This is a genomic window from Ruania rhizosphaerae, assembly GCF_009805705.1.
GTDB lineage: Bacteria > Actinomycetota > Actinomycetes > Actinomycetales > Beutenbergiaceae > Ruania > Ruania rhizosphaerae.
In genome coordinates this window covers 34403-47859 of record NZ_VSMB01000006.1, presented here as the reverse complement: position 1 = coordinate 47859, position 13457 = coordinate 34403, and the positions used below count along the sequence as shown (strand labels likewise).

Annotated in this window: 12 protein-coding genes; 5 read left to right on the top strand and 7 right to left on the bottom strand. The window is 68.6% G+C overall.

Going from position 1 to position 13457, the window contains the following annotated elements:
* Window positions 1–22 precede the first annotated feature (22 nt).
* The 4 genes from FV560_RS10190 to FV560_RS10175 are packed head-to-tail and all read right to left on the bottom strand — an operon-like array spanning window position 23 to window position 3691.
* Window positions 23–730: a pyrimidine reductase family protein gene (locus tag FV560_RS10190; protein ID WP_159621432.1), complete on the bottom strand. Its 708-nt coding sequence runs from the start codon at window positions 728–730 to the stop codon at window positions 23–25.
* An 8-nt stretch (window positions 731–738) separates the two neighbouring features.
* On the bottom strand, window positions 739–1710 hold the full coding sequence (gene folP, locus FV560_RS10185) for a dihydropteroate synthase (RefSeq protein ID WP_159621431.1): 972 nt from the start codon (window positions 1708–1710) through the stop codon (window positions 739–741).
* A complete protein-coding gene (locus FV560_RS10180; RefSeq protein ID WP_159621430.1) occupies window positions 1710–2480 on the bottom strand; it encodes an SDR family NAD(P)-dependent oxidoreductase in 771 nt (256 codons plus the stop codon). Before FV560_RS10180 ends, folP begins: the two co-directional genes overlap by 1 nt.
* Before the next feature lie 20 nt (window positions 2481–2500).
* Window positions 2501–3691, bottom strand: a complete 1191-nt coding sequence (locus FV560_RS10175) for an aminotransferase class I/II-fold pyridoxal phosphate-dependent enzyme (protein ID WP_159621429.1) — start codon at window positions 3689–3691, stop codon at window positions 2501–2503.
* Between the two features lie 116 nt (window positions 3692–3807).
* Here FV560_RS10175 and FV560_RS10170 point away from each other — a divergent pair, with 116 nt between their 5' ends.
* The 3 genes from FV560_RS10170 (at window position 3808) to FV560_RS10160 (ending at window position 6804) form a co-directional block, all read left to right on the top strand.
* Window positions 3808–4266 carry a hypothetical protein gene (locus tag FV560_RS10170; RefSeq protein ID WP_159621428.1) on the top strand — a complete coding sequence of 153 codons (459 nt, stop codon included), beginning with the start codon at window positions 3808–3810 and terminating at the stop codon, window positions 4264–4266.
* Window positions 4263–6023 carry an alpha/beta hydrolase gene (locus tag FV560_RS10165; protein WP_159621427.1) on the top strand — a complete coding sequence of 587 codons (1761 nt, stop codon included), beginning with the start codon at window positions 4263–4265 and terminating at the stop codon, window positions 6021–6023. Before FV560_RS10170 ends, FV560_RS10165 begins: the two co-directional genes overlap by 4 nt.
* A 202-nt stretch (window positions 6024–6225) precedes the next feature.
* Complete coding sequence (locus FV560_RS10160) at window positions 6226–6804, top strand: isochorismatase family protein (RefSeq protein ID WP_159621426.1); 579 nt, start codon at window positions 6226–6228, stop codon at window positions 6802–6804.
* A gap of 95 nt (window positions 6805–6899) precedes the next feature.
* Here the strand turns inward: FV560_RS10160 and FV560_RS10155 are convergent, their stop codons facing one another.
* Window positions 6900–7565 carry a response regulator gene (locus FV560_RS10155; RefSeq protein WP_159621425.1) on the bottom strand — a complete coding sequence of 222 codons (666 nt, stop codon included), beginning with the start codon at window positions 7563–7565 and terminating at the stop codon, window positions 6900–6902.
* A 160-nt stretch (window positions 7566–7725) separates the two neighbouring features.
* Entirely contained in the window at window positions 7726–8943 is a 1218-nt protein-coding gene (locus tag FV560_RS10150; RefSeq protein WP_159621424.1) for a sensor histidine kinase, read from the bottom strand.
* Between the two features lie 154 nt (window positions 8944–9097).
* Here FV560_RS10150 and FV560_RS10145 point away from each other — a divergent pair, with 154 nt between their 5' ends.
* Window positions 9098–9895, top strand: a complete 798-nt coding sequence (locus FV560_RS10145; protein ID WP_159621423.1) for a DUF4352 domain-containing protein — start codon at window positions 9098–9100, stop codon at window positions 9893–9895.
* A 138-nt stretch (window positions 9896–10033) separates the two neighbouring features.
* Here the strand turns inward: FV560_RS10145 and FV560_RS10140 are convergent, their stop codons facing one another.
* Entirely contained in the window at window positions 10034–11029 is a 996-nt protein-coding gene (locus FV560_RS10140; protein WP_159621422.1) for an Rpn family recombination-promoting nuclease/putative transposase, read from the bottom strand.
* Window positions 11030–11297: 268 nt separating this feature from the next.
* Between FV560_RS10140 and FV560_RS10135 the strand changes: the two genes are divergently transcribed.
* Window positions 11298–13283, top strand: a complete 1986-nt coding sequence (locus FV560_RS10135) for a heparinase II/III domain-containing protein (protein WP_159621421.1) — start codon at window positions 11298–11300, stop codon at window positions 13281–13283.
* The last annotated feature ends 174 nt before the right edge of the window (window positions 13284–13457 follow it).

Here is a 13457-nt window from a genome sequence, read left to right as displayed (position 1 = left end):
TGCTGCTGACCGCACATGGCGCTCAGCACCGGTACCGCAGGAACAGCATGTCCTCGGCTCGCAGCAGCCCGGCCAGGCGCATCGGCCGGTGCACGAGCGGGGCGTCCCGCATCAGACGCAGGCCGTCCCCGCCTTCCAGCAGTGGGCTGAGCGTCAAGCACAGTTCGTCCACCACATCGGCGGCCGCCAGAGTTCCCAGCAGGTGCGGTCCGCCCTCGCACAGCATCTGCGTCAGTCCGCGATCAACGAGCGCGGCCCGCATCCGTACCGGGTCCACGGCGTCCTGCCCGCACAGCACCACGTCCGCGACCTCCGCCAGGGCCGCGCGCTGCCGCTGCGGACTCTGCGCGTGTGTCAGCACGAGCGGGCGCCGCGGTGCCTCCGCGAACAGCGCTGAACCAGGGTCCAGCGCGAGCCGGGAGGAGACGATCGCCAGCACCGGGTGCTCGGCCAGCCCGTGCTCGCGGCGCCAGGCCACGTCGGCCTCGCCCACGTGCAGTCCCCCGTAACCCTCGGCGCGCAGCGTCCCTGCCCCGACGATCACCACGTCCGCGAGCCGTCGCAGCAGGTCGAACACCTGCTTGTCGGCGGGGCTGTTGAGGCCGCCGGAGAGTCCCGCATGGGTGGCAGCGCCATCGATACTGGCGATCATGTTCGCCCGCAGGTGCGCCTCGTCCCGATCGGCCACCGAGTAGGCGGCGAGCAGTTCCTCCTCCGTGAATGCGCTCATTCAGCCTCCTACACGTTGTGCCGCAGGTAGGCGGGCTCCCGCAGCCCGAGCACGGCCTCGGCCATCCGCACCGCGTCCACAGTGGCCGCCACCTCGTGAGCGCGCACGATCCGCGCCCCGCGTTCGATGCACATGACCGTGGCGGCGAGGGTTCCGGCCAACCGCTCCGGACGCTCCCGGTTCAGTGTCTCCCCCACGAAGTCCTTGTTCGACAGGGCCACCAGTGTCGGATACCCGAGTGCGGTGATCTCCGCGAGCCGGCGCACCAGTTCCAGGGAGTGCCGGGTGTTCTTGTTCAGGTCGTGCCCCGGGTCGATGATGATCCGCTCGGCCGGCACTCCGGCTGCGAGCGCCACCTGCACCTGGGAGCTGAGGAACGCCGCCACCTCGCTGACCACGTCGCCATACTCCGGACGCTGATGGTGGCGGTGTGGCTGCGCGATCGAGTGTGCGATCACCACGCTCGCGCCGGTCTCGGCCACAGCCTGCGCCATGCCGTCGGTTCGCAGCCCGGTGGTGTCGTTGACCACGTCCGCCCCGGCGAGCACGCAGGCCCGTGCCACCTCGGGCCGCTGGGTGTCCACCGAGATCACCACATCGCTGGCGGCGCGCACCGCCTCGATCACGCCGAGCACCCGGTCCAGTTCCTCCGCTGCGCTCACCTCGGGGGTGTCCGGGGAGAAGGCCATCCCGCCGATGTCCACCCAGTCCGCGCCGTCGGCAACGGCGGCCAGGCACGCGTCCACCGCAGCCTGCAGTGCAAAGGTGCGTCCGCCGTCGTAGAAGGAGTCCGGGGTCCGGTTCACGATCGCCATCACGGCCGTTCGGCCGGCGAAGTCGAAGGTGCGCGCCCCGATCTGGCGCGGAGCAAGATCCCCGACGGCGTCCGGTGCGTGGCCCGGACCTGGCGCCTCCCGTAGGTCATGGGCGCGGCCTCCCAAGGCGACGTCCACGCCTGCTGAGGCTGCGCCGTCGGCCATCAGTCCCTCCCCCGGGACTTGATCCCGGCGGCGAGCCGGCGGATCACGCTGCGTGGCACGAGCTTGGCCACCACCGCGATACCCGCGTAGAGCACACCGGGCACGCTGACGACCTTGCCGCGGCCGAGGTCGCGCAGGGAGGTGGCCACCAGGTGGTCGGCGTCGATGTACATCCAGTCGGGGGTGCGGCTCATGTCGATGCCGGCGGCGTCGTGGAACTCGGTGCGCACGAAGCCCGGGCAGAGCGCCTGTACCCGCACCCCGGTGCCGGCGAGGTTCATCGCCAGACCTTCGGTGAACTGCAGCACCCACGCCTTCGACGCCGAGTACGTACTCCCCCGGCCGGGCAACAGGGCTGCGATGGAGGCGACGTTGATGATCGCGCCGCTGCCGCGCTCGGTCATCCCGGGCACGGCGGCGCGGGTCAGCCGCAGCACGGCCTCGACGTTGACGGTGAGCTGGTGGCTCAGTGCTTCCTCGGTGGCGTCGGCGAACGGCGCCCCGATGGATAGACCGGCATTGTTGACGAGGGTGTGCACGTCCTCGCCGCGCAACCGCTCGCACACGGCGGCGATTCCGGCCTCGCTCCCCAGGTCGGCCGGGAGCACCTCCACGTCGGGCGCCCCGAGGGCCCGGCACTCGGTGGCCACCACCTCCAGCCGGTCGGCGCTGCGGGCCACCAGCACGAGGTGCAGGCCGCGCTGGGCGAGGTGTCGGGCGAAGGTCAGTCCGATCCCGGAGGAGGCTCCGGTGACGAGCGCGGTAGGCATGGCACGAGCGTACGCGGCACCTACCCGGTGGTCAGCCGCGTCAGCCCCCGCCGGATGTTGCGCACTGCCTGCCCAATGCGCTGCTCGTTCTCGATGAGAGCGAACCGCACGTACCCCTCCCCGCCCGGTCCGAACCCGACCCCGGGCGAGACCGCCACGTCGCACTCGGTGACCAGATGGCGAGCGAACTCGATCGAGTCCATCTCCTGATAGGGCTCGGGGATGCGCGCCCAGGCGAACATGGTGCCCTTGGGCTTGAGGATGTCCCAGCCCACGCGCTGCAGCCCGTCGTAGAGGCAGTCGCGCCGGGACTGGTAGATGCCGCTGAGCTCGGCCGGGTACTCGGTGGCCTCATTCAGGGTGACGGTCGCCGCGATCTGGATCGGCTGGAACGTGCCGTAGTCGAGGTAGCTCTTGAGCTGCACAAGGGCCTTGATGACGTCCTTGCGGCCGACGAGGAACGCCACCCGCCAGCCGGCCATCGAGTACGACTTGGTCATCGAGTACAGCTCGACTCCGACCTCCTTGCCGCCCTCGCACTGCATGAGCGAAGGAGGCTGCCACCCGTCGAAGCACATGTCGGCGTAGGCGAGGTCGTGTACGAGCACCACGTCCCGTTCGCGGGCCCAGTCCACGAGGCGTTGCAGGTCCGCCAGCTCCACCGTGGAGGTGGTGGGGTTGTGCGGGAAGGACAGCACGATCACGCGCGGCTTGGGCCAACCGAGTTCCCAGGCTTCCATCACCCGGTCGATGTATCCGGCGCCGTCGGTGCCATCCCCGATGGGCACCTGCCGGGCGTCCGCCCCGGCGAAGTACGGTCCCCAGATGTGGATCGGGTAGCTGGGGGTGGGCACGATCGCGGCATCTCCGGCCTGCAGCAGCACCCACATGAGGTGGCTGAAACCTTCCTTGGCGCCGATCGTCGTCAGCACCTCACGCTCCGGGTCGAGGGTGACACCGAACCGGCGGTTGTAGTGGTTCGCGACCGCCAGCCGCAGGTTCGGGATACCGCGTGAGGAGGAGTAGCGGTGGTTGCGGGTGTTGCGCGCCGCCTCGGCGAGTTTCTCGACGGCGATCTCCGGGCTGGGCAGGTCCGGGTTCCCGAAGCCGAGGTCCACCACGTCCCGACCTGCTCGACGTGCCTCGAGCTTGAGGGAGTCGATGATCGTGAAGACGTACGGGGGAAGCCCCTCGATGCGGCGGAAGTCCATAGATCAACGCTACTGGGTGAGTGTGAGGGCGAGCAGGGTGAATGGGGAGGCACCGTGAAGGAAATGGGGAGTTCGCACCATGCCATCGCAGGCTCCTGGCTGACAGGCTAGGGCTCGTGACTGGGACTTCATCGACACCGATCTCCGGGGACCCGTTCTGGTCGGTGGTACGTCAGCGCCACCGGGATGTCGACCTCGCGATCGTGGACGCGCCGGAACTGCCTCGTGCAGGCGCTGTGTCGACCGCCGTGCCTGCCAGATCCGCCGAGGCGATCGATCGTGACGTCCAGGCACTGTGGGAGGCGCTCCTGCCGGGCGTACCAGCGCAGGCGCAGCACCGGTGGGTGGGCGATGGTCGCGATGAGCAACGGGAGAGCACGCTGACTGCCACCACCGGGGTCAGTGCGGAGGCACTCGCCTCCGCGGCGGCGACTTTGCGCACGGATGGCTGGCAGGTGCTCCTCCCCCCGGCCGGCCTGCCCCGGGTACTGGCCGACCGGGAGGGCGCCACGCTGGCACTCGTGCAGGCGTCGCCAGGCCGGACGGTGCTGCGGATGCGGACCCCGATCTCGTGAGCACGGTCATGGTTCCGGAGGCCGTGGTTCTCCTGCCCGAGCCCGACGGCGACCCCAGCCAGTGCGAACAGGTCGCCCTGGACCTGGGCACCCAGGCGGACCAGTGTGAGTCGGCCGCTGAGACGGCTTCGCGTCTATCCGATCTGGGCGATTCCTGGATCGGGCTGGCGTTCCTGACCTACCAGCAGCGCATCACCAACGCTGCGGCCGAGCATGCGGCCGCGGCGCAGGTGCTACGCGGGGTGGCCGGCGCCGTCGAGGCCTTCGCCGAACAGCGCCGTGGCCACCTGGCCGACTGGCAGGAACTGTCGGAGACCAGCGCGAGTCTCGACGCGCTGCGCGCGCAGCTCCTGGAGGGCGCAGCAGGGGCGGATCAGGCGGGTGAGGACGAGCAGGACGAGCTGGTGTTGCGGGCGAGCACGCTCAGCGTCAGCTACGCAGCGCTCGCTACGGCGCAACTCGCGTTCGAGCAGCGGGTGACCGAGAGTGAAGAGGATCTCGCCGCAGCACTGGAGGCGGCCGAGTTCGACGACGCGCACTGGGCGGGTCTGTCCTTCCTCACCCAGGTGCTTGCCCTCGCGATACCGGAACCGGTGAGCCCGCAGGACCGGGCTGCGTGGTGGAAGAATCTCTCCCCGGCCGAGCGTCAGGCCGCGATCGAGGCGCTGCCTGAGCTGGTTGGCGACGGGGACGGGCTGCCCGCCTCAGCACGCGACGCCGCGAACCGTATCCTGCTGGAGCGAGACCTCGGCGAGTTGTCGCAGAAGGAGCGGCTGGGCACCCTCACCGAGACCGAGGCGAAGACACTCGCGAACGCCCGCGCTGCCCGCAAGGCGCTGAGCCAACTGGACGACTTCACCGACCCCCTCACCGGGGACAAGCCCGGTGGCACGCTGTGGCTCTACGACCCGGACGCGTTCTCGGGAGACGGACGGGTCGCCGTCGCCGTGGGCGATCTGGACACCGCGGATGACGTGGCCGTGCAGGTTCCGGGCATCACCACGGAGATGGACGACGCCCCCGGCTATGCGACGAAGGCAGCGAACCTCTACGAATCGGCCCGCTACGGCGGCGACGGCTCCAGCGTGGCGAGCATGTTCTGGCTCGGCTACGACACCCCGGAGGGCGCCGTCGACATCGACACTGTCACCCACGGGCGGGCCGAGGACGGCGGAACTCGCCTCGCCGATGCGATCGACGGCCTGCGCGCCTCACGCGAGGACAAGGCGCACCTGACCGTGATCGGGCACAGCTACGGCTCGACCACCACCTCCTATGCGGCAACCGATCATGGGTTGGCCGCCGACAATGTGGCCCTGATCGGCAGCCCGGGCGCAGGACCGGCCGAGACCGCAGACGACTTCAGCGTCGGCGCCGACAACGTATACGTGGGGCGCAACAGCCGCGACCCGGTGGCGCTCTTCGGCGACGAGGGCTGGTACCACAACCCCGGCGGCCTGGGGATCGACCCCTCCTCCGAGGACTTCGGCGCCACTCGCTTCGAGGCGGAGTCCGCCGACCGCGGGTGGACGTACACCTTCGGCCAGCACAGCAACTACTACGACCACGACAGCGAGTCGCTGTACAACCTGGGGCGGATCGTCGACGGCGACCCGAAGTCCGTGGTGGGGGCGGAGCACAGCTACGACCCGTGGTGGCGCACGGCGAAGGACCCGGAGTTCGGGCGCGAGCCGACCAGCGATGTGCCGGGGCGCTCGGATACGGACGGCGGCTTCGGTGGCTTCGGTGGCCGATGATGGCGGTGCGCCCCGCTCAGTAGGTGCCACTCGTTGTCGCTGGCCGCCTCGTGGGTGCCACTCGCCGTCGCCGGCCAAGCGATAGGTGCCACTCGTTGTCGCTCGGCCGACACCAGAGCACCGAGTGGTGACACCTACTGGACTCAACGGGAGCGACTACGCCGGGGTTGAGGTACTCCGATCGACGAGGCACAGTGGAGTGATGAACCCGACTCGTCGAGGCCTCCTGGTGGTGGACGTCCAACCGACGTTCTGCGAGGGCGGCGCCCTCCCGGTCGAGGGGGGCAACACCGTCGCCGAGCGTGTCGCCGCGTACGCCGCGGGCCACCGGGACGACTACGACCTCGTGGTGACCACACAGGACTGGCACATCGACCCAGGCGAGCACTTCTCGGACACTCCGGACTTCGTGGACACCTGGCCACCGCACGGCGTGGCCGGCACGGCCGAGGCCGAGCTGCACCCAGCTCTGGCGGACCTGGCCCCGGATACGTCGGTGAAGAAGGGCGCGTACGCGGCCGCATACTCGGGGTTCGAAGGCACCGATGCCGAGGGGCATCCGCTCGCCACCATCCTCGCCGAGGCAAGGATCACCGAGGTCGATGTGGTCGGGTTGGCCGAGTCGCACTGCGTGAAGGAAACGGCGCTGGATGCGGTCAAGCATCACCTCGCCACCCGGGTGCTGACCGACCTGACGGCGCCCGTGAGCGAGGAACTCGGTGAAGCAGCGCGGGAAGCGATGGCCGCTGCGGGAGTCGTGCTCGAGGCGTCGCGCGGCTGACGTCCGCGTGCGACATAGGTGCGGCAGCGTGACCGACCGGCTGCGGTGAGTCGGACCGCGCAGGATATGTCAGACGAGCGTCGTGGCGCCGGGTGTCATCCTGCGAGCAGGCCAGCCCGCTCGGCCAGTACGGCCACATCCACCCGGTTGCGCGCTCCGAGTTTGGCCTGGACAGCACTCAAGTGCGTCTTCACGGTGGCCTCGGAGACATAGAGTTCGCCGGCGACTGTCGCATTCGACAGCCCGCGTCCCACTCCTCGCGCCACCTCGACTTCACGCGCCGACAGCGTGGCCACCAGGTCCCGGGCCTTCGCTCTGGCATCGCCGCCGGGTTCGTCGCGGAACCGGTCGAGCAGCTGCCGGGTGCTACGCGGCGACAGGACGGCGTCGCCCGCGATCACGTCCTCCACCGCCTTGACGATGGCGTCCGGATGGTCGGACTTGAGCAGGTAGCCAGCCGCCCCTGCCTCGATGCAGCGCACGACAGCGTCGCTGACATCCCACGTGGTCAGCGCGATCACATGCGGTGGGTTCGGCAACCCACGCACTGCCGCCGTGGCGTCGATCCCGTCCATGCGCGGCATGCCGAGGTCCATGAGGATGACATCAGGGTAGTGAGCCTGGACAGCAGTGATGACCTCGGCACCGTCGGTCGCCTCGGCCACGACCTCGATGTTCGCGGCGCTGCGCAGCAGCAGCCGTAGTCCCGATCGTGCCAGCGGATCGTCGTCGACGAGGAGCACCCGGTGCGGTCTGGTCATAGGCGCGATCGTACGGGTGGCCAGTGACACGGGCGGAATGCGGAGCCCAGGAGGACCCACGGGGTCCACGTGGCCCGGGTCCGGCACCTCAGGTCCGCCAGTTCCTGACGCGAGGGGAGCGCCACCTCGTTGGTGGAGACCGGCATTCAGATCGTGGCCGTCAGCGCCACGGCAACGTCACCGTGACTCGGAACGTCCGGCCCTGCTCGTCGAGGCCGTAGGCAATCTGCCCATCCAACAACTCGGCCCGCTCGGCCACACCCTGCAAGCCGTTGCGCGAGCCAGCCGATGCACTGGCTCCTCGATAGGGGTTCCTGGCGTCGATGCAGATCCCCTCCATCGGGCCGCCCGTGACACTGAGGCGGACCGGCGCCCCCGGCGCGTGCTTACGTGCGTTGGTCAGAACCTCCTGCACGATGCGGTAGACCGCTCGCGCCAAGGCAGGGTCCGCCGTCTCCGGCTGCTCCAGATAGACCGTGGAACTCACGGGCTCGCCCGTGGCGACCACGTCATCGAGCACGCCGCGAAGGTCCACCAGCGAGAGTTCCGGTGCCGCCTCGTCCGGATTCTGCCGCAACACTGCCAGCAGCGAACGCAGGTCATCCATCGCATGCCCGGCGCCGTCACGTACCAGCTCGGCGCTCTCTCGCAACTCAGTGCCTGCGGGCGTATTCGCCTGCAAGGCTCCCGCGTGCAAGGAGAGTAAGGACAGCCGGTGCCCGAGGGAGTCGTGCACCTCCCGCGCGATCCGTTCCCGTTCGACCTGCCGGGCCAGCGCATCTCCGAGCCGGTTCTGCTCACGACCTGCAGCCTGGGCGAGATGCTCGGCCGTCTTGCTGGCCCGTCGGGCCCGCATCAGCAGCCCGCTACCGCCCGACAGGCCCATCAGAACGATCGCCAAGATCGTCGGAACCTGCCAGCCGAGCTCCACCGAGAGGTTGGGCGAGGCGTCAGGCGGCCGCGCGAGGGTCTGCAGGAGCGAAGCCGCGGCCGAAGAGGCGAGCACGTCGCGCACCATCGCGACGGCAGTCGTCACGGCGACGCCACCGGCGGCCCACCACACGGCCGGTCCGCGCCGGCGGGCAATGAGGCAGGCGAGGGCGACCAGCGCAGTCGACGCACCCAGCGGCAGCACGACGCCGGCAGCCACGGCGATCCAGGTGACCACCAGTGGGGCACGATGGCGCCACAGGAGGCTCATCGGGAGCACCAGCATCCCGAGCATCAGCGGTAGTAGCAGGATGGCCGCCGCGCCCTCAGTGTTCTGCCCGGTCTCGGAGAAGACGCCGCTGGAGACAGTGAAGAAGGAGCACCCGAGCACCAGCAACCCCGTCCGCCACCATGGCGGGCGCTGAGGAACGGCATCGGCTGCGGTCATACACAGCACCGTAGAGCTGGGCACTGACATGCGGTACCGCCCGAGTGGTTCGCTGCCACTCCCCCGATCGGACAGCCACCCGTAGCCGATCGGGGGAAGCCACGACGGCGGCCGTGGCCGTTGGCTAGGGACGTTCCCGATCCGAGGAGGCACCATGTCACAGCAGCACCCTGGTCCCGATGGCCAGTACCCGTCCCAGCCGTACGTTCCGGAGGGGCCCGGCTCCTACCAGAGCCCTCCCGGGCAGGGCCCCGGAGGCACATACCCGCCACAGCCCGACGGGTATCCCCCGCAGCCACCAGTTCCCCCGGTGAAGAAGAAGTCGTGGTTCGCCCGGCACAAGATCCTCACCGTGCTGGGTGCGATCGTGCTGGTGATCATCCTGGCGAACGTGCTCGGTGGCGGCGGATCCGACGATCCGGATGCCGGCGGAACCGCGGACGACCAGGGCCAGAACGAGAACTCGGAAGGCGCTGACTCCACCGCCGGTGAGGATGAGTCACCAGCGCAGGGCGAGACCGATGCCGAACCCGCCGACGCCGAACCGGAGCCGGACGCGCCCGGGATCGGAGATCCTGCCCGCGACGGCCAGTTCGAGTTCGTGGTGAGCGAGATCGAGACCGGCGTGGAGCAGATCGGCAGCGAGTTCCTCAACACCGAAGCGCAGGGGCAGTTCGTGCTCGTCCACCTGAGCGTCACCAACATCGGCAATGAGGCGCAGCACTTCTTCGACAGCGACCAGACGATGCTGGACACCGAGGGGCGCGAGCACTCGGCCGACTCCGAGGCGGGGATCTACCTGGAGGACAACGACACGCTCCTCAACGAGATCAACCCGGGCAACACCCTCGAAGGCGTGATCGTGTTCGACATCCCTGCCGACGCCACGCCGGCTGAGCTCGAGTTGCACGACTCCGCGTTCTCCGGTGGGGTCACCATCGCACTGCAGTAGACACGACTGGTCGATGCGCCCATGGAGGAGCGGCGCCTGGTGGGTCCCCACCAGGCGCCAATCCGGACCTGGGGAAGGCGGTCAGGGGCGAGTCGCCGCCGATATGCTCAAACGACCCTGCTTTCCTGACGGACCGTGTCAGCGCAGGACGTCATCAATGCTGGTGGCGTCGATGACCCGGTCGACCCAGGCGTCGAGTTGGTCGGTGGTCGCGGACTCGATCTTGGTGGTCTGCTCGGGGGTGAGGGGACCGAACCGCTTGACCAGGAGACGGGCGAGGGTCTCCGCGACGCCTTCAACTCGGCCCTTGGCAACGCCTTCGGCTCGGCCCTTGGCAACGCCTTGTGCGACGCCTCGTTCGAGTGTGGTGGACATGTAGGCCTCCTGTGCATCTGGTCCGAGCCGGTGGAAGAACGCCTGCAGCTCTTCCGGTTCGGTATCGCTGACCTGATAGGCGTACTCCATGATAATCGTGAACATCCGATCCGCCCGGGTTCGCACCAACTCCACGACGTCTGTGGTGAACTCCTCCAGTACATGGGCCAGGTGCTCCTGCCTGGGAGCGAACCGCAGCATCGCCAACGCCAGCCGGGCCGCCGGCGTCAACGGGGCGGCCAGCAGGTTCTCGGCGTCCACCCCGGTCAGGTTCTGCAGCACGAACCGGTGCCGAGGTAGAAACTCGCCCAGCAGCTGCTCGGTGTCCGGTTCGTACAGATCCTCCAGGGCAGTGGGCGCGTTCCATCGGCGCCGACCCTGGTAGACCACCACAGGTAGGACCGCCGGCAAGGTTCGCTCGCCAGGGTGCTGGGCGCGGTGCTGGTCCCAGATGCGCGTGACGTACTCCAGCACCCGCGACGCCATCCACCGATCCGGCCTCGATTGGTGCTCCACCAGAACCAGCACGTGCGCCGGATTCTTGTTCAGCCGCGTACTGAAGAGCAGGTCGGTGTGGCGCTGACGCATCTCTTCGTCCACGAAGCTACCCGACTCAAGCCGCAGACCCTCCAGGTCCAACCCGGTCGCGACCTCCGGTGGCAACACCGCGGCCAGGACGGAGGCCGCATTCGCCGGCACGCCCACGACTTTGCGGAACATCGCATCATGCGGGCCCGGCCGCTCTCCTCGGTTCACCATCCGGGCACCGTAGAACTCGCCACCCCCACCCACCGACATCGCTCGAGGGGGTTGTGGAGAACCCGGCGACGGACCCACGTCCGTTCCCTGGTTCGTCCATGGCGCACAGACCGCGATGCCACCGAATGCGCTGATGGTCACGCTGGCCGAGCCGTCCACGTCGTCCGTTCGGACAAAGAAGAATCAGCCCGTCAATGGCGGTTGCCGCTGGCCCGTATAGATACTTGGCTACGACACTCACATCAATGTGAAGGGTGCCTTCGAGCCGATGATGCTCTCAACCGAGGACGAGGCGCGCGTGCACGCCGCCATCGCAACGCCAGGGCAGGCCGCCGACCTCTACGCCAACCTCCTCAGGCGAGCAGACCGGTGGTCGGCGGCACCGGGAGTCGCCACTCCGGCCGATGACGGCGGCGCGATGGACTGGCGTCATGTGGTGTGGGAACGGCTCACCGACGTCGCATTCATCCAGCGGATGGACCCCGCGGCCGAGCGGGCCGAGTGGCTCCGAAACGAAGTCCTCGCGATCTGCGATCGCCCAGCGGACGACTGGATCGGGCCGTTCTTCCGGCGCCGTGAGAACCCTCCCCAGGGCATGCTCGAGACGGCACACATCGGTGTCGCCCTCGCCACAGCGCTGTGGCTCTGCCCCGACCTCTTCGACCAGGCCGAGCAGGAGCGGATCCGCGTGGCGTTGCGATCCAAGTGCCACGAACCATGCCGCACGGCCCTGCCACATCGATCCGGGAACAACTGGTTCATGGTGCTGCTCGCCGGGTTTGCGACCACGGCGGTCCTCGTGGATGACGCCGAGGCCATCAAAGCGTCAGTCGAGCACTACCAGCATGCCCTCTCCTTGTACCAGCAGGATTCCTATGACGAATCGCTGCAGTACTGGAACTACGCCAGCGTTCACCTGGCACACACGCGCGATGTTCTCCTCGCTCATGATCCGCGCCTGGCCGGACGGCTCGACGTCGCCGCGTACACACGAGTCGTTCCCTGGGCTGTCTACTCCCACCTCGCCATGAAACCGACGCCCGGCTGGGGTCCGGGCGCCTACCCGAGGGCGCTCAACTTCGGTGACTCAGCCGCGATGTTCCGCCCGTCCGGTGACCTCCTGCTGCACATCGCCTCACGATCGCGAGCATCACACCCGACCGAGGCGGGCCTCGCCCGGTGGCTCTTCGACACGACCTATGCCGATCCCGCGCTGGCCTCGGTCGGCGGCGACACCTTCGGCTTCTTCAACAACTATCGCTGGCGCAGTCTCGTACTACTGGGCGAAGCCGCCGGGGCGATAGGACCGGAGGATGCAGGCCTGCCGCGCACCCGCGGGTTCGCCTCCGGGCCGGTCATCACCCGTGACGACTGGCGTGACAATGGCACCGTGCTCGGCATGCAAGCCGGTCACGAGCAGCTCCGCACAGCCTCGCATCGCCATTGCGACGAGAACAGTTTCATCGTGGTCCACCGCGGTGAGCGAATGCTGGCCGACCCCGGCCACTGCACGTACCGGCTCGCAGCCAATCGCGCGTCTGCTGCCACCGATTCGCACAGTACGTGGACATTCACGACGGCGGACGGTCACCCTTTCGAGCAGACGAAGCCGACTACAGCGCACAGCCCCTCGAACAGGCGAACATTACTCACCGACGACGGTCAGGTGACAGCGGTACGTGCCGACGCCGCGTCGGCATACGGTGAGCCGATCACTCGTGCCGAGCGCACCTGGCTGGCGATCCTCCCAAACATCGTTCTGATCATCGACCGGATCGAGGCGAGCGAACCGGTGCACGTGCGTTCTCATTTCATCGCCAATAACCGGGACAACGCACTACAAACGAACATCGCTTCGCACACCCGCCTCGTGTTCCGGCGAGGAGACGTTGCGCTGAAGCTCCTTCAGGTCGCCTCACAGTCGCCAGAGGGCCCGAACGCCGGCGATCTGCAACGAGGCTGGACCTCCATGCACGACGTCTACCACCCGGAGCCCAATCAGCGCGGGCAGTCCCGGGAAGGCGCGGGAGCTCGATACACGCTGACGACCGCCCGACCCGCGACGTCCCATCTGGCGGTGTACGCCGTCTTGATGGACGAGGAGAACTCCATCCGGGCGTGGCATGCGACTGGCTCATTCGGCGATGGCATCGAGATGAGCAACGCCGGCTCGTCGCTGTGGCGCCTCCAGCTGACCGACGACGGTGCACCAACGCTCACGGACGTCAGCTCGGGAAAGATCAGGTCGTACTGACGTCGGCCGCATATCAACCAAGCGCGAATGCCAGCCAGGTGTGAATGCCAGCCAGGTGTGAATGCAACGCCCCGGCGAGTGGACGTCGTCATCGATTGGGACAACTACTCGAACAGCCTGGTTCGCTGTCCAGTACGGCCGTTGCGGCCTGCGCCCGCCCGCCAGCATGGATGC